Source organism: Streptomyces sp. NPDC053431 (genome assembly GCF_044544925.1).
Classification (GTDB): Bacteria; Actinomycetota; Actinomycetes; order Streptomycetales; family Streptomycetaceae; genus Streptomyces.
The window spans coordinates 22,863-38,139 of sequence record NZ_JBITXX010000030.1; the positions used below are offsets into that span (position 1 = coordinate 22,863).

12 protein-coding genes and 2 pseudogenes are annotated in these 15,277 nt (G+C 62.1%); 4 read left to right on the forward strand and 10 right to left on the reverse strand.

Annotated features, from left to right (window positions below):
* Positions 1-31: 31 nt before the first annotated feature.
* From ACIGXE_RS35400 to ACIGXE_RS35420, 5 genes are all read right to left on the reverse strand, one after another.
* Entirely contained in the window at positions 32-781 is a 750-nt protein-coding gene (locus ACIGXE_RS35400; protein ID WP_399754122.1) for an N-acetyltransferase, read from the reverse strand.
* Between the two features lie 83 nt (positions 782-864).
* Positions 865-1,002 carry a hypothetical protein gene (locus tag ACIGXE_RS35405; protein ID WP_399754124.1) on the reverse strand — a complete coding sequence of 46 codons (138 nt, stop codon included), beginning with the start codon at positions 1,000-1,002 and terminating at the stop codon, positions 865-867.
* Between the two features lie 73 nt (positions 1,003-1,075).
* On the reverse strand, positions 1,076-3,829 hold the full coding sequence (gene lanL / locus ACIGXE_RS35410) for a class IV lanthionine synthetase LanL (RefSeq protein WP_399754126.1): 2,754 nt from the start codon (positions 3,827-3,829) through the stop codon (positions 1,076-1,078).
* A gap of 48 nt (positions 3,830-3,877) precedes the next feature.
* Positions 3,878-4,963: a radical SAM protein gene (locus ACIGXE_RS35415; RefSeq protein ID WP_399754128.1), complete on the reverse strand. Its 1,086-nt coding sequence runs from the start codon at positions 4,961-4,963 to the stop codon at positions 3,878-3,880.
* A gap of 731 nt (positions 4,964-5,694) precedes the next feature.
* Positions 5,695-5,871 carry a hypothetical protein gene (locus ACIGXE_RS35420; protein WP_399754130.1) on the reverse strand — a complete coding sequence of 59 codons (177 nt, stop codon included), beginning with the start codon at positions 5,869-5,871 and terminating at the stop codon, positions 5,695-5,697.
* A 315-nt stretch (positions 5,872-6,186) separates the two neighbouring features.
* Between ACIGXE_RS35420 and ACIGXE_RS35425 the strand changes: the two genes are divergently transcribed.
* Positions 6,187-6,444 (forward strand): hypothetical protein, encoded by a 258-nt coding sequence (locus ACIGXE_RS35425; RefSeq protein WP_399754131.1) that lies wholly within the window; start codon positions 6,187-6,189, stop codon positions 6,442-6,444.
* 439 nt (positions 6,445-6,883) lie between these two features.
* The gene (locus ACIGXE_RS35430; RefSeq protein WP_399754143.1) at positions 6,884-7,228 is read left to right on the forward strand and encodes an integrase core domain-containing protein; all 345 of its coding nucleotides are present in this window, start codon (positions 6,884-6,886) and stop codon (positions 7,226-7,228) included.
* A gap of 104 nt (positions 7,229-7,332) precedes the next feature.
* Here the strand turns inward: ACIGXE_RS35430 and ACIGXE_RS35435 are convergent.
* Positions 7,333-7,500 (reverse strand): annotated as a pseudogene (locus ACIGXE_RS35435) (IS630 family transposase); the annotation flags it as partial.
* Between the two features lies 1 nt (position 7,501).
* Between ACIGXE_RS35435 and ACIGXE_RS35440 the strand changes: the two are divergent.
* Positions 7,502-8,403: pseudogene (locus tag ACIGXE_RS35440) on the forward strand (IS5 family transposase); the annotation flags it as partial.
* 153 nt (positions 8,404-8,556) lie between these two features.
* On the opposite strand, the gene ACIGXE_RS35445 reads toward ACIGXE_RS35440, so the two are convergent.
* Positions 8,557-10,851, reverse strand: coding sequence for a S1 family peptidase (locus tag ACIGXE_RS35445; RefSeq protein WP_399754133.1), 2,295 nt, complete (start codon positions 10,849-10,851; stop codon positions 8,557-8,559).
* Between the two features lie 1,056 nt (positions 10,852-11,907).
* Here ACIGXE_RS35445 and ACIGXE_RS35450 point away from each other — a divergent pair.
* Positions 11,908-12,561, forward strand: a complete 654-nt coding sequence (locus ACIGXE_RS35450) for a hypothetical protein (protein WP_399754135.1) — start codon at positions 11,908-11,910, stop codon at positions 12,559-12,561.
* A gap of 151 nt (positions 12,562-12,712) precedes the next feature.
* Here ACIGXE_RS35450 and ACIGXE_RS35455 read toward each other — a convergent pair whose 3' ends face one another.
* The 3 genes from ACIGXE_RS35455 to ACIGXE_RS35465 form a co-directional block, all read right to left on the reverse strand.
* Entirely contained in the window at positions 12,713-13,063 is a 351-nt protein-coding gene (locus tag ACIGXE_RS35455; protein ID WP_399754136.1) for an STAS domain-containing protein, read from the reverse strand.
* 68 nt (positions 13,064-13,131) lie between these two features.
* A complete protein-coding gene (locus tag ACIGXE_RS35460; RefSeq protein ID WP_399754138.1) occupies positions 13,132-13,365 on the reverse strand; it encodes a hypothetical protein in 234 nt (77 codons plus the stop codon).
* 1,004 nt (positions 13,366-14,369) lie between these two features.
* A complete protein-coding gene (locus tag ACIGXE_RS35465; RefSeq protein ID WP_399754140.1) occupies positions 14,370-14,960 on the reverse strand; it encodes a hypothetical protein in 591 nt (196 codons plus the stop codon).
* Positions 14,961-15,277: the final 317 nt, after the last annotated feature.

A 15,277-nucleotide genomic window follows, 5' to 3' on the forward strand; every position in this document is an offset into this window, starting at 1 on the left:
CCGTCCGGTTCGAGCGCCCAGGTCGGTCGCCTTATAGCGAGTGAAGGACCCAGACATTTGGCTCCGTGTATGTAGCAACGTCTTGACGGACGGAGACCAGAACCGGCGCAAGTCCCCCCTGAACTACGGTTTCACCACTCTCGTCGAAAGGGAGTCCGGTCCAACTGCGCCATTGTTGCAAGGGAGCTTGAACTATTTGAGAGCACTCGGCGATTCCCATGATTTTCCCTCCTGCGCGGACATGGACGCGGAGCCATGGGTCCACCGGCAGGCCGTCCGAGCGCACCTGGTCGACGAACTCCTGCATCGGCATGTTAGGCATGTTTGATTTAGTCGAGGGGCGGACCGGGGCGATAAGATGTGCGTAACCGAGCCGTTTGGCGTTGTCCCTCATGGCGTGAAGGACAAGGCCCGAGAGCCCTTTTCCGCGATGGTCAGGATGGATCATGATTTCGAGGGCACAGACGGTGTCCGTCAATGCGTTGTCCAGGGCATCTTCTGCCGCCCAGACCGCCACTTGTCCCCAGCCGTGCGACGGGTAATGTTCCCTCCCTGGAAGGTGTGAGGCGAATGGGACACTGAGCCCCCGGGCAATCGGCTCGCCACTTTCCCCCAGGAGAACGAGCATGAACTGCGGCCACCGTTCGTATAGTCGCTTGAAGCTCAAAAGTTTGGCCACCATGTGGCCTTGCATGAAGGCTCCACCATCGTCTTGCAAAAACGGCATACGCAAAGCATGTAAGGCGGTCTCGGGGCGCCCAAGGAGGGTGACCACCTGCATATCGACACCACACTCCTGATGAGGTAGGTGGGGCGCCGCCCTGCCCATGCACGTGCGATGGGCAGGGCGGTCTCCATCGGTTGTTAGTTACTGCGCATGCCGCAGCCGGTCACCTGGTAGTCGACGCAGGTCCAGGTACACGGGAAGGCGGCGCCTTCGCCGCCGGCCTGCTCGCTTTCCGAGCTGAGCTTCTGCAGGGCGGAAATATCGACCGAATTCATTGTCTTCTCCTAAGGGGTAGGGATCTTTTCTAGATTCTGCTCTCCGAGCCCGGAAGACTCGTCGAGCAGAAAATCAGGTGCCTGAGCAGGAGGCAAATGCGAAGGAAGTAGGATTCTGTCGAGCAGCCGGGGAAAGGTTCTCTGGGAGCCAGAGGCGTGGGTAGGCAGGTTTCTGCAGCCTGAGCAGAAAGCCGAGGATGCCGCTTATTCCAGTGTTGTAGTCCGCATGGAGGGAGGTACGTGTCTCGTCGGGAGGAAGCATCCGCCCGCCGTGGAGGGCGTGCCGGGCGTAGATACTTTCGGCGAGTTCGCATGCCCAGGTGCGATAGTGGTCGTTCCCGCTGATTTCGGCGAGATCCAGGAGGAATTCGCCGTCTCCGGCCAGTCCGTGGCATTGAACAGTGCCTGCCTGCCACCTTGAGCGGTACACCGCCTGCGCGGCCTGATCTGCGATGTCATGAAAACGGGTCTCTCCGGTCACCTGCCACATGCGGGCCAAGAACGTCCCGACTCCAGAGGAGCCGCTGCACCAATTCGTCAGCAACGCTCCACCTTCTTCTGATCGTGGCCAGAACGCAGCCCCCCGGTCGATCTTTGCCGCGTCGATCAGGGTTTCTGCCGCACGCGCGGCAAGTTGGAGGTATTTCTGCTCGCCGGTGGCCATACCGATGGCCAGAAGGAATGTTCCAACCCCGGCCGTTCCATGGGCAAACCCATAGTGGGTTATCCCCGCCAGTGCGGAATCAAAGGTTCTGGGAATCGGCCAGGAAACACAGTCTGCGTCTAGTACGGCTGCCTCTGACAAGGCGTCTGCGACGGCACGGGAGCGCTCTAGGAAGATCTCATCACCTGTGCGCTGCCAAAAGTGCAGCTGAGCTAGACCCGCGCCGGCCATGCCGTGGCAAACGTCCGGGTTGGGGAAGCGTAAAGGTATGGAGAGTGCCTGCTGGACGGCCGTCTTGGTCAATCGCGGATCGCCGAGCAGTTCTCCAGCGTCCAGAAGGGACCAGGCGGTTCCGGAACGCCCGAAGTACAAACCGGGCAGTGCACGGGGCTCGCGGCTGGCGTGCGAGGTAATCCAGGCCGCAACCGTGGCGACCGCGTCGCGCAGAGATCCCTCCGGCTTCATCGCGTAAACCCGCATCAGCACACTTAAGACACCAGCAGCGCCATGCTGCACGTTGCACGGATCAGTGCTCGCTCCGAATTCCGAAGACTGCCACAGACGGTCCCCTGAGGGATTCATGGAATCGATGAGGTACCCGGTCGCGTCCTCGACATACCGCGCTAAAATGCTTGCGTCCAAGCGTGATTCGGTCGTCGCCGCCACCGTCAGGGAGGGGGTCGCAGCTGCCTTCAGGGCATCTCGCACAACTCCCGGGCCAGGGCGCTCAGTGTCCTGACTCATCAAAGATGCGATGAGCGGTGCCAAAGACGCCACTGCAGGCGAGGCTATTCGAGTGAACCATGCCGTGATCCGATCATGGAAGGTTCGGAGTGTCGGCTCATCTGGCGGGAGAACAGGGTCTGCACCAGTGAACAGATAGAATAATGTCGCGCCGAGACTAAACAGGTCTGAGCTCAGACGAGGCGCCGGGCCTATCCAAGGAGCTTTCACCTGCTCGGGAGATCCGTATCCCGGAGTAAAAATTCGGCTTACCAAGTCACCAGGCGTGGCCAAAGCCTCAAGATCGATCAAATACAGCTTGTCGTGAGTTGTCACCATGAGGTTGTTCGGGTTCAGGTCTCGGATCACTACTCCGGCCGCATGGGCATACTCAACGAGATCGACTAGCTGCAGGGCGACAGCATACGCCGGCGACTGTGAGAGATCTGTTCCCGTGGAGTCGCGCAACAGGCTCGCGTTTTTCTGCACCCAGTGCCGCAGAGTCTCACCGGGTATCTCCTGCTCCACCAGGAACAGATCGCCCTGCTGCTCGAATAGGTCGACAAATTCTGGTGTTCGCTCTGAGCCGGAGAATATCCGCAACATCTCTGCTTCGTGACGGCGGGTGTCCCTGATATCGTGGCCGGTTACGTCCGCACCGGTGTGGGGGCGGCTCTGCTTTATAACGACTGTTCGGTTGGCGATCGTATCCGTTCCTCGGTACACGCCTCCGGTGAAAGCATGGCTGATCGCGCTCTGCACCAGATACCGGCTGTTCAGAAGAACTCGCTGCGACTCTTGCCTCTCCTCAGGGAGGGCATCCATTCTGAACGGGTCGGGCGGCGCCCACGCCGGAGGCGTGAACCATGCTTCCCTCTGGTCGAGGGCCAGCGAGCCATCCGGCCTCACCAGCATCGCTTCATATGAACCGTCATTACTGAGCATGCGCACACCACTGAAGGTGCCGAACCGATAATGGACGAGACTCCCTGGTCGGTAGGGCAGGTCCGACATAATTGCCGGTCCCGGGACACCACGAGTTGCAACATGCAACTCTTCGACTAACGCCCGTAGCTCGTCTTCGGAACAGTCCGGGTATGCGGTAATAAACTTTCCGCCACCGCTTCGGTCGCAGTTCCTGGATGTAATTTCCGTCACGCGGGAAAGGTCTTTGGCGAACTTGTAAGATACTTTGTGACGCACCAGAACATCTCCCGCCTTGGCCAGGACAAGAGGAGAGGAAAGGGGTGTAGCAGAGACGTGTATCTTCCATCCTTGTGTTCTGCGCGGCCCGGGTCCAGGCGGAGGAGTCACGTAGCACCAGAAGGATTCTGGCTGAATGCTCCAATGCTCGAGACCGTGACGCTTGAGCGTTGAAGCTGCGAGGTCTACCAGAATCGAGGCACCTCGCTCACCGGAGCTGTCAATTTTGTCGCGCACGTAAGAATCCTCGTCGACTAAGAAACATGCGGAGTGAAGTTCTTTACTTCACGATTGGCCAGTAACGTGGTTGGCTTGCGTCCAGTCCCGGTTTCGATGAGCGCGCCTCTCGATCCGTGCTCGCACCTCTTCGGTGCCGAAGTGATAGTCAATGCTCCGAGTGGCTGCTGCCCATTGAGACATCGTCTGCACCCCCGACAGGGCCTCAACGACAAAGGGATCCCGCCACCGCGACTTACAGCGTCTCCATAGGATCTCGGGAGAGTCTCTGAGGATACTGCCCACCGTCCCCTCGTATATGGGAATTGCGCGTACTTCCCCATCCGGCTCTATCTGCAGCGAATTGAATTCCTCATACTGTCTCATAGTATCAGGATGCATTTGAAGGGATAGGTTGTCAGTCACGAAGACGCGCAGCGAGGGCGGCGCAAGCCTTCGCAGTTCCATTTGCTTTTCACCATTTCCCATTGCTTTGAACTGGGAATCGGTAAGGCCTTCTTCCTCAATGAATTCGTGCCTGCTTGCCAAGCCTGACGGAACTACGGCCCCAAAGGAAAGAAAACTTATTTCGGGGTACTTTGGGATTAGATCCCTAAGAAATTCCTCCATGTGATAAAAGGTAGACTTGAGGACCACGCAATCAATACCGAATCGAAGAGGATCCCTGCCGACCTTCCGTGCCTGTTCCGAAGACCGGTTTAGTAGACTTAACGCTTCTGCGGCCCTGTTGAAGGAGCCCTGCCGACCTCTCACGCGGTCATGAATTGCAGCCCTCGGGCCATCCAGGCTTACGTTTATTTGGAAAAGGGAACTCTCCGCCTTTTCGATCATCGATTGCGTGAGCGCCCATCCGCTCGTGTAAATCACCACTGCTATTCCGGCGCTATTCATTCGCTCCGAAATAGCGAAAATATCAGGAAGTAGCAAGGGTTCACCGCCGGCCAGCGCAACGGTCTGTGGGCGCATTGCGATTATCTTATCTGTGGCGGTGAATATATCGGATCGACTCAGATGACGTGAAGGGCGCCGTCCGGATTCGGAATAGCAATGGCTGCAACGCAGCGGGCAGGCGTACGTGATATCCCAAGTGATATTTGTCGGGCGATCGAGGTCGCCCTTCTTCCATGTCTCCAACGCTAACCCGCTCCTCCGTGGTCGATTGCAGCGTGTACCGCGCTTTTCATCTTCTTGCGACTTGGTTTATACAGCCTTCTGGGCCCAGCGGGGTCTGGCTCTGACTTTTTAACACTCTGCCGTATCGAGATTTACTTTCTGGCACGCCAGGTGTTACCTTTAGCTGCGAGAGTCTTACTCATTGCAGGTTGGCATTGCGCTCCGCTTTCGCAATGCGTAATCGATACTCATGGCCCTGCCATACGCCCTGGGTGATGGATATGGAGGCCTTTTCCTCGTCCACGCATGGAGCCTTTTCTATCTCTGCGGCTTAGAGGTGGAGCGGCGGCCCGTGGTCTAGGACGCTCGATGCCAACATTGCGAGGGCGTAGACAGGCTGCTGCCTTGGTCTCGGTAAGAAATGCCGCGCCATCGCCTCAGTCTGTCAGAGTAGCAGGACGATTTCGATGTGATTCATTCCGTCAGGACCGTAGAATTTGATGTTCATCAAGCCCATAAGGTTGCTGCTCATGGTTCAACTTCCTTGCTTCAGATGCGAGGACCGGCGGCCGGTATGGGCACAAGGAGCTTGCATGTCACCATGAAGGTAATGATCGACCAGCCCCTTAGGGCGGGCATCGGTATGTCTGATTTTCCTACACTGTTGCCCTTATGTGCCCCCATCATGCGACAGCAGGCCGGCCCGGTCAAGAAAACCAGTCCTTTTTTTGACTTTTATGAACGAGTAGTAATTACTCATGCATCCCTTCGTTGTGCCTGAGATTTCGCAGTCGCACGGAGTCCGCGATCAGATGGTTTGCGTGCGAGACGGACACCCCATCGACGGCCGCGCGCTTCTTGCCCGCCTCCCACACCGAGACGGTGACGTTGATAGTGCGCCCCATCTTGTTCTGGTCGAGCCGGTCCATCTCCCGATTTCTGAGCTGCGAAATCGGCCGGCGCATGCGGCATGCGATATCCCCTAATCGGCGTCCAGTAGGGGAGGTTCAAGGTGAGGCCACGCTGTGCAGAGTGAACGACATGGTCGTGAGCAAATCGTAAGGACACGTCAGCGGTGGGGCCGCACTCGTCCAGGTCCCTCAGGACGACCGCCCCCAGTGGCACCTCGCGAGCGAACTCGCCACGAGCGGATGATGGGCGACCATGGCCTTGAGGTCGCTGATCCGGTTGTCCATCGCCTTACACCCAGCGCCCGTCAGCACGAACAGGAAGCCTCCCCCTGAGTGGTGGACACGCTGATACTGGATCTGCTTGATCCGGAGAAAGCGAGAAGACCGCCGATGGCGATGAAGGGCTACTCCGCCGAGCTCAAGGCCGATGCCGTGGCCCTGTACGAGTCGGTGAAGTCCCGTTGGAACCGGTCGGGGACGTGGGAAGCGGCTGGGTCGGGGAGAGTGGTGCCCACGCGTCTGCGCAGGCGGATGGCGGTGATGGCGAACGTGCGCATGACGCGGGCGCCCCGCTTTGGCCGGTATCCTTGAGCCCGGCGGTCACCCTCGGGAAGCCGTAGTCGCCGCCGGGTTCCGCGGGGATCTCGCGGATCCTCGCGGCCAGGCGCTGGTCGGCCCGCTGCCAGGCGGGCCTGGCCTGTCGGCCAGCCAGCCACTTGTAGTAGCTGGACCTGTTCACCTCCAGGACCTCACAGAGCCGCTTCACCTCGAGGGCGTCCCGGTGGTCGTCGACTGCCTTGCGGCAAGAGCATCGCTGCCGACCTGGGCATCTACAGGAACACGTTGCGGACCTGGGTGTTGCGGACCGCGGCCGCGGAGCCGGGCCTCAAATACATGGGCGACATCACTTATCTGCCCCTCGCGGACGGCGGGTTCCTCTACCTCGAGACGGTTCTGGACTGTTTCAGCCGCAAAGTCGTCGGCCATCGCCGACCATATGTGCACCAGCCTTGTCGCCGGCGCCCTCCACATGGCGCCCCGGGACCCGCGGCAGTCTCGACGGTTCCGTCTTCCACTCCGACCACCGAGCCCCTTACGGCTCCAGGGCCTTCGCCGACCTCTGCGACCAGCTGGGAGTCCGGTCCATGGTGCCATCAGCAGCGCGGACAACGCCGCCTGCGACAGCTTCCACGCGTCCCTCAAACGCGAGACCCTCCAGGGCGCCCGCGACTACGACGGCCCCGACTGCAGGAAGAAGGTTTTCGCCTGGCTGACCCGCTACAACACCCGCCGCCGACAGTCCGCCAACGGCCACCTCAGCCCCAGCGAATACGAACGCCGACATCACACCGCTAAACTCACGCTCGCCGCGTGATCAATAACCGCGTGTCCACCATCACGGGGGGCCTTGCGTGGATCGCCTTCCCCAGCCGCTACCTGCCCCAAGGCAGCATGAACCAGCTCTACCCCGAACTCTTCCTAGCGACCTGAGTCAGAGATTCGGTGGCAATAGGCGGCGACCCTGTCGAGGATCTCGTCGGCTGTCTTCGTCCAGACGAAGGGCCGTGGGTGTTCGTTCCAGTCGGCGAGCCAGGCCCGGATGTCGCGTTCGAGTGCCTGGACGGAGCGGTGGACTCCCCGCTTGAGCGAGGGGGTGATCTGGCGGTTCCGGACCAGCAGCCAGTGGCGGGAGATGCCCAGTGAGTTCGGCCCGTGGCCTACTGTCTACGGTCGCTTCCGGGTGTGGAGGGACGCCGGCGTCTTCACCACACTGCTCGAAGGCCTGATCGCCGAGGCCGCTCGCCAGGGACAGACGGACTTGTCCCTGGTCAGCGTGGACTCCACCACGGCCCGCGCCCACCACGACGCAGCCGGCACGCGCATCGGCAAGGAGGTCATGGACGCTCTTGAAGAGGCAGCCGTCGAACAGGAGCAGGCCCGGCAAAAGGGGGCAGCCCGCCAGGACAGAACGGACAGCACGGCAGCGACGACGCCGGTCAGGACGAGCGGCGGCGCGTCAGGCGACGGCACAGGCTCCGCTTGAAGCAGGCCCTGCTCGGCAGATCCCGTGGTGGACTGACGAGCAAGATTCACCTCGCTGCAGACCGCAAGTGCCGTCCGCTGTCCCTGATCCTGACCGCAGGACAGGCTGCCGACAGCCCGCAATTCGTCCCAGTCCTGCAAAAGGTACGCATCCGTCTTCCCGTCGGCCGACCCCGGACCCGGCCCGGCGCTGTCGCCGCAGGCAAGGCCTATTCTTCCCGCGCCAACCGCTCTTACCTGCGGAAACGCAGCATTGAGGCAGTCATCCCGGCGAAGAAGGACCAGGCCGCCAAGCGGAAGAGAAAAGGCAGCCGGGGCGGCCGCCCCACACGTCACGACGCCGAGCTCTATAAAGAACGGAACACCGTAGAGCGCCTGCTCAACAAGCTGAAGGCCTGGCGGGGCATCGCCACCCGCTGCGACAAGCACCCGGACAGCTACCTCGCCGGCCTCCACCTCCGCGCCGCAATGATCTGGATCGACGGCCTGATCAAGGCCACCGGTTGATCACGACATCACACAGGCCCTAGCGGTCTCTCGGGAAGAACGGGCTGCTCGCTCGAACGCAGTACGGGGCAAGCAGGTCTCCGGCGGCGGATTCACTTGATCCGCCGCCGGAGGCAGGCTTACTGCCACTGCCGCGCAAGTTCTCGGAGCTGATCAGTCAGCTACGCACGTCCAGGCTTTAGCACCCTGCTGCTGATACGGAGCCGGCTGGCTCGCAACCTGGCTCAAGACGTCCGGGCCAGGTGTGGCAGTGGGCATACAATCGTATTCGTCGGCCCCAGGCGGATTGAATCCGCCCCAGTGCAGGAACTTTGCTGCAGCGCTCTCAGGCCACTTGGGGTTAAGATCTCCCTGATTAAAGTATCCACTGTCTATATACGCCTGCCTGGACTCCAAGTAGGTGTCGATGCTGTCAGCGTCATAAGCGTTCATGTACAGCACGAAGGTGAAATCAGGGTATTCTTCATGGGTCTCATCCCTCGCCTGAAGCCAAGATTGGTAGACTCCGTATCCGAAAGCATCTCCTATTCCGCCGCAGTTCGGCGTGAGGCACTTGTTAGCGGAGTAGTCGACCGCCATCGTTTGGCTGACGTAGCTTTTGCCGTGATATTGCCCATTTTCATCCTTGTATAGTACGCCTATTCCCGTATCGTCATAGGTGTCGTATACGCATTTCGCGGCATTGTCGTGAGTCAGGATGCAAGCTAAGGTATTTCCCTTGATTTCACCGTGCTCAGCGTTGAGCTTAACCTTGAAGTCGGCCCAAGCGGCCTGCGTCTCTGCGACAGCTCCGTTAACCGACTTTGCGAAATTATCGTGTACGCTTCCCCGTTGCGTTGATCCTTCACCCACGGGCTGGCCGGGGTTGACGGGAATGTTATCCGACGAATCCTTGTTCAGTGTGTCATAAGAAACCCTGCTCTCGCAGTCGGACGCGAGCGACGAGTAGCACTCGGTCGTTAGCTCTTCTGGAACAGCTGAAGAGGTGGGGGCCGGCTGGTTGAAGCGCAGGAGGGATGACGGTGCATTTCCTCCGAGTCCCGGCACGCCATCAACGTCCACAGACAATGGATCGTCCGTGAAGTTGCTGTGCGAGTAGAAGTCGTGTATTCCGTTCAGCGCCGCACCGAATTTTGTGATGGTGTCGCACTTGCTGGACACTGTTGAGACTCCGAAGCAATCCTTTGCGCTTGATTCCAGTGCAGGCGCACCTCCGCTAGGAAAGTCAATCATGTCTTTTGCGAACATTGCGCCATGCGAATAATTGCTGCGCATGTTGTTGATGCATGCCAAGAGGGCTGTGGTAGCACTGGATCTCGAGATAACATAGTCCGGAGTATCGAGATAGTCCGCATTGTGGCAGTGCTTGACAAGGAACCCAGACGTTGCGTAGTCGGGTTCGGTGACTGCGCCGCCAGTGCTGGCTGCATTCGGCCGCCCGGCCAAAGCCATGAGCGACTTAGGTTCAAAGCAATTATTGTTAGAGTCCGACGTCTGTGTAGCGTTGTGACAACCGAGAGCCCGTATGGTAATGAGCTGGTGACGGTTGAGGCTGGTCGGGTCTTCCGTGTCGATACTAGCGCCGGTGGTAGATTCTATGTGGCTAATCTTTTCGGCGAAGACATAACTGCCATCGTTCGTTCCCCCGATCACCATCCCATGAGCCTTGACCTGACCTGAAGGGCCATTGCTGTATAGAGGAGCGCCTGAATCCCCCCGCTGCGCAAGCGGTAGGTCGCTGGGATCCGCTGAAATTCCAATCACGTCATCGATATGCGTTACCGTGCCGTCCGGGTGCACAGCATGGAAAGTGACGTCGCTCATTTTGTGCACAGTGCCCGAGCATTTTTCGCCGGATATCATACCACTCAAGCAGACCGAGTCCCCTTCTTGCGGATCCCCCTTTTCTGTGACTCTGCGAGATCCGTTCAGTCCAGTATGGATTCTATTTTCGTAATCCTCTCCCGGATCCCTTACAAGCATGGCGTCATGGCTGGGTGCGGTCGGCTTATCTGCGGCACCGTAGAATATGTTTCCCGATACGAAAGCATCCCCATCATTTCCGCAGTGGGCAGCCGTGAGGGCCGCTTTATCCCCGTTGGGGAGCTTCATGGTAAAACCGGAAGTGCAGGCGGGCGCGCCGTTTGTGAGGTGAGCACCCCCCCAGTGGGGACTTTGATCGGCTGCAGGGCTCCCCGAGAAAAGCTGGACCTCCTTTTCTTCGAGCACAACCCTTGCGCCGAGAACCTTCTTTAAGCTCTGCCCCACGCTGCGGTCCTTTTCGGACAGCAGCACATGTATCTTATCTCCGTCTCGGTAATAAGCGAGCTGAGTCTTAGCGGCCTGTGGATGCCATCTCATTTCTTTGATGATGCGCATAGAGTCTGCAATGTCCGGAGGGGGAGGGGCTGGTGCAGGAGCAACTCCAATGGTCCCGCCGATAGCCATCGCCACGAGCGAAGTGATCGCCGTAGCTTTTAATCTTCCTGACACCGACAGCAAGGTCGGACTCCCTCTGTGAGTAGGATTCAGCGCAGCGCTCGCCCGGCTGCGGCCGAGTAGCGCATGTTGAGCTAGGCAATTTTTGTGTGGCGCCTGGGGGGTGCTGAAGAGTAATTACTGCGCATCCTGCGCGGTACGCACAACGAAGGCCTGTCAGATGCGCAGTGGTTTTTGCGGATTATGTGCCATTCTGTCCGCATGTATCTCTAGGTGGCGCCATGGAGGGCGAGGACCCAGAGGCCGGTGTCGCGCGTCGAGGAGTTCCTGGGTGAATCGGGCGAGGGGGATCTGGGATGGCGAAGGGCTCATACTCGTGCTTCCACATCCCCGGTGAGGCGCCGCCTCTCCCGGAAGTCGGGGTCACGCCGCTCGAGGTGAGCTCGCCGACACCCTGGACTCAGGCCGGGGTCCACCCCGGAATCGACATAATCCATGACGGTATCCGCCTCCTCGGTCCTGTCCCGCCTAACGGTCGACGAGACTCAGACGGTCCTCGGCACATCCTGCTTGAACGCCTGACAGACCCCCGCGATGAACCCCGCGTTCAACGACCGGCCAGCGCTTCTGTGTGAGAGGGCCCACCACCAGTTCGGCGAACCGCTCATCGCCGAGCTGAGGGACGCCGAGATGACGACCTTGCTTGCCACCGGCCCGCGCTTCGCCGGGCGCCCGGCCCACGGCCTCTGCCATCCTCCGCCTGCCCTGTGCCCTACGCCCGCTCCACGCGCCACCTCCGCCGGCGTGAGGCAGCGGATCGTCCCCGCACCGCCCAGAACCTCCTCGCTCGCGCAGGCATGTGGCAGACCGGCGGTTCGTCCGACGACGCCAGCGAGACGAGCACGAGCGACGAGGGCCTCAGCCGTGAGGCCACGAGCTCCTGGCGATGGCATCGAATTCGTCGTCACCACCCAGTTCGTCTCCCCGGGCATGATCCAGCGCAAGCTCCGTACCGGCTGGCAGAGGTGAGTGGCCGGAGCGGCCAGCCGGGAGCAGACTGGAGGAATGAGCGGGCAGTCGTCTTCAGCCGCCGCCCTGCCCGGCGCGGGTCCGGTGCTGTTGTCGCCGATGCTCGCGGTGATCGGCCCGCCGCCCGGGCCGGAAATGGAAGCCGAGTACGCGTACGAGACGCTCTGGAACGGCGCCCGCGTTCTGGCCCATCTGCCCGGTGACGGCAGCGTGCGCCTGTTGTCGGCCCCAGGCATGGACGTCACCGCCCAGTACCCAGAGCTCCAGGTGCTGTCTGTCATGCTGCCCGCGCCGGAAGCGGTACTCGACGGGGAGATCATCGCCCCGGGCGATGACGGCCGGCCGTCGGTGGAACGTCTGCAGCAGCGGATGAGCCTGCACCACCCCGGCGCGGTGACGCACGCGCTGGAAGATCTGCCTGTTCAGCTGATGGTCTTCGACATCCTGTATCTGGGCCAGCCGGTCATCCGGCTGCCCTACACCTCGCGGCGGGACCTCCTCGACGACCTCGCTCTGACCGGCCCCCACATTGCCGTCCCCGCTGCCTGGCCCGCACCGGCCGCTCAGGCGCTCGAGCAGACCCGCGCCGAGGGCTACGACGGCATGGTCGCCAAACGCCTCTCCAGCCCCTACCTGCCCGGCCGCCGTACACGCGACTGGATCAAGATTAAGCACCTGGCCCAGCCTTGACCTCAAGCAAGCCGGTTCCTCCTCTGGGGGCACGCCGACCGTGGCGACGCCGTCGGCAGTGACGGGCGGTGCTGTTTCGTCCTGACATCGCCCCCGCACCGGTCGCCGAAGGGCTTCGGCGCACTGCCGTGAGAACGCTTGCCTGCAGCGTTTACCTGCTGCCGGCAGGGAATTCGCGAGCGGGCACGCCACGTAGCGCGGTCGGTTCTACGGGCAGGGTGTGAGGAACACAGCGCAGCAGCCGTGTCAGCTGCGGCTGGACGTTACGGATGACCAGGGTGATGCCGTGTGCGCGGGCGGTCTTCTGTGCGGTGATCAGGGCACTGAGGCCAGCGCAGTCGCAGAAGTCGAGCCGATCCAGGTCGATGATGACCTGCTCGTGCCGGTTAATGGTGTCGAGGAGCGCCTGGCGGATAAGGGGCGCGGTGGCGATATCGAGTTCGCCGGTCACACACGCGACGGCCTGGCGGCTGTCACGGATCACGAGGACATGACCACTCATCGCAAACCTCCTGCCGGAGAGGGCTGGCCGTCCCGCGGGCGCCGGATGGCTCCGGCAAGAGCGGGGCGTCAGCCGAAGAGGTCGCGGACGCGCACCGTGCGGATTGTGCGCCGGCGCTGGGGGTCGTTCAGGCTTTCGGGGGCCGTGAGGGGGGTGGGTGGTGTCCATTGGGCACGGTAAGCGGTCCAGAAGTCATTCCATGCGGCCGTTTCGGTGGGGCCGTGTCCGGTGACGCGTGTGCCGGGGCAGGTGACGGTGTAGCCGTCGGGGGTCAGCTCGACGGACACGCTGGTGTTCGGCATCGCCACCACCTCCATACAAGGGTTGTGCGGCGTGATACTGCCCTTCAGTGTGCCCACCCTCGCCGTCGCATACCAGCCCAAACCGGTATCGGCTGTCCGGGCGGGCACCTGACCGCGTGAGCGAGCGTTGAGGCGGGATGTGAACAAGGCAAGACCGCGGCGGCATCGCCGCCCGCTATCGATGCGAGGGTCCGTGCGCGTGCAGCAGCCGTTCCGGCTGGATGATCTCTCCCACGTCCGGCTGGCCGCTAGGCGGGCCGGCAACCCGTTCTTCGACCGCGTCCTGACCAACGAGTCCTATACCCGGACGGTGTTCGCCGGCCGGGGATTGCTGTTCCTCGCCCGGCCGGTACGCTCGCGCCCGCAGTGGCGTGTCCATCTGGCGTTCTTCGCCCCGGTCGGGGAGGGGGCCTGGCTGGTTCTGCTGCCGCACCACCACGCCCACGGCAGCCTGGGCGAGGCACAGGAAGCGTCCGAGGCCCTGGCCGCGGTGATGCACCGCACCTCATGGCACCACGCTGTGGGGCTGTTCGCCCGCCCTTCCTCTACCCGACCGCGCCATACGGCGACGGTGCCCGCGCTGTGTACGGCGCCGCGGGATAGCGGCCGTCTCGAGGTTGTGCCGCTGCCCCCTGGGAGGCTGATGCCTTGGGGCGCGGAGGTCCGGCCGGTGGCTGCGCCGGGCCTCGGGAGGAGAGCTTGCCGGCTGGAAGTCATGGAGCAAGTGCTGCCGGGTTCGCTGGTGTGTCCGGCCAGGCCCTTCAGTACAAGGGGCAGCGGCCATGCGATCCGGGAGACTGAAGGGTGGGGCGGGGGCTCTGGCCGGGGGTGGTGTCCAGAGCCCCCACGGGGCCGCGTCTCCATGTGACAGGGGAACACGTCACGCGTCCGTCATCGTCAACGAGTCACAGCGGCGCCGCGTCACGCGTGCCTTCTCCGCTGATGCGGCGGTGCCTGGATCGGCGCCGGGAACTGTTCGCTTGTCTGCCGGGCAGGTCGGCAGGTCAGGGCGGTTCCCCATGCGTTCCACCCGGTTCCTCGTCGTTTCGGGGTTTCCTGCCCGGGGGCGGTTCGTCACGGCTCGGGCGGTGGTGGTCGAGGGTCTCGGTCAGGGCGCGGGCGTCGGCGTGGTGCTCGAGCGCTCGCAGCAGCAGGACGGCCAGTTCCTCCTCGGGCCAGGCGTCTTCGGGGACGGGGCCCAGGAGATAGCCGGTGACCCACAGCCGGGCCAGCATGCTGGCGGCCGAGCCGCGCAGCGTCGTGAACAGAGCTGGATCGTCCCTGGTCAAAAAGCCCTCCGGGGCCAGGTCCAGGTCCTCGACGAACTGCCATGCCCGGGCGAACAGCTCATCGGCGTCGTGGTCGGTTTCGGCGAAGCGGCAGGCGATGTCATCCAGCCACACCCCAGTCATCACCCCCGCCGTGTGCAGCAGGTCCCGCACCCGCTCCCCGTCACTGTCCTCGCACGCCAGCAGCTCACCGCGCAGCTCCTCAAGCTCGCGCACCAGTGCTTCGATGTCGCGCAGCGTCTCCAGACGCAGCACCCGTACCCGGCGCGCCGCGCCCTCGTCACCCTGGCCTGCGGGAGCGGACATGCCCTCATCGTGGCCCCGCCCCAGGCTCCCCGCCACACGCACAGCGGGGGAGGGTGCTGCGGTATCGCGATCACCGTCGTCTTGTCGACCGTACGGCGTACTGGCTCAGCGGCCGTCCGTGAGCGCAGGGCGCGGTGTGGACCGTACGGGAGGCTAACAGGCCTGTCGTCGTGCGGGTCACCTCGTTATATCGCTTGCTTCTACCGTTGGGGAACCTGATGCGAGCAATAGTCAAGACTTGTGGATCAGTTGAGGTGGTTCATGCTGCGAAGGTCTCGTCCTGTTCGGCGGGGTGGCCGTTGTGGAAGCGGGCGCCG

Coding starts and splice junctions, on each gene's coding strand:
- ACIGXE_RS35460 (WP_399754138.1), bottom strand. CDS start 13,365: ATGCCGAACACCAGCGTGTCCGTCGAGCTGACCCCCGACGGCTACACC.
- ACIGXE_RS35420 (WP_399754130.1), bottom strand. CDS start 5,871: ATGGACCGGCTCGACCAGAACAAGATGGGGCGCACTATCAACGTCACC.
- ACIGXE_RS35445 (WP_399754133.1), bottom strand. CDS start 10,851: ATGGCTATCGGCGGGACCATTGGAGTTGCTCCTGCACCAGCCCCTCCC.
- ACIGXE_RS35400 (WP_399754122.1), bottom strand. CDS start 781: ATGCAGGTGGTCACCCTCCTTGGGCGCCCCGAGACCGCCTTACATGCT.
- ACIGXE_RS35430 (WP_399754143.1), top strand. CDS start 6,884: ATGGCGCCCCGGGACCCGCGGCAGTCTCGACGGTTCCGTCTTCCACTC.
- ACIGXE_RS35455 (WP_399754136.1), bottom strand. CDS start 13,063: ATGAGTGGTCATGTCCTCGTGATCCGTGACAGCCGCCAGGCCGTCGCG.
- ACIGXE_RS35405 (WP_399754124.1), bottom strand. CDS start 1,002: ATGAATTCGGTCGATATTTCCGCCCTGCAGAAGCTCAGCTCGGAAAGC.
- ACIGXE_RS35465 (WP_399754140.1), bottom strand. CDS start 14,960: ATGTCCGCTCCCGCAGGCCAGGGTGACGAGGGCGCGGCGCGCCGGGTA.
- ACIGXE_RS35450 (WP_399754135.1), top strand. CDS start 11,908: ATGAGCGGGCAGTCGTCTTCAGCCGCCGCCCTGCCCGGCGCGGGTCCG.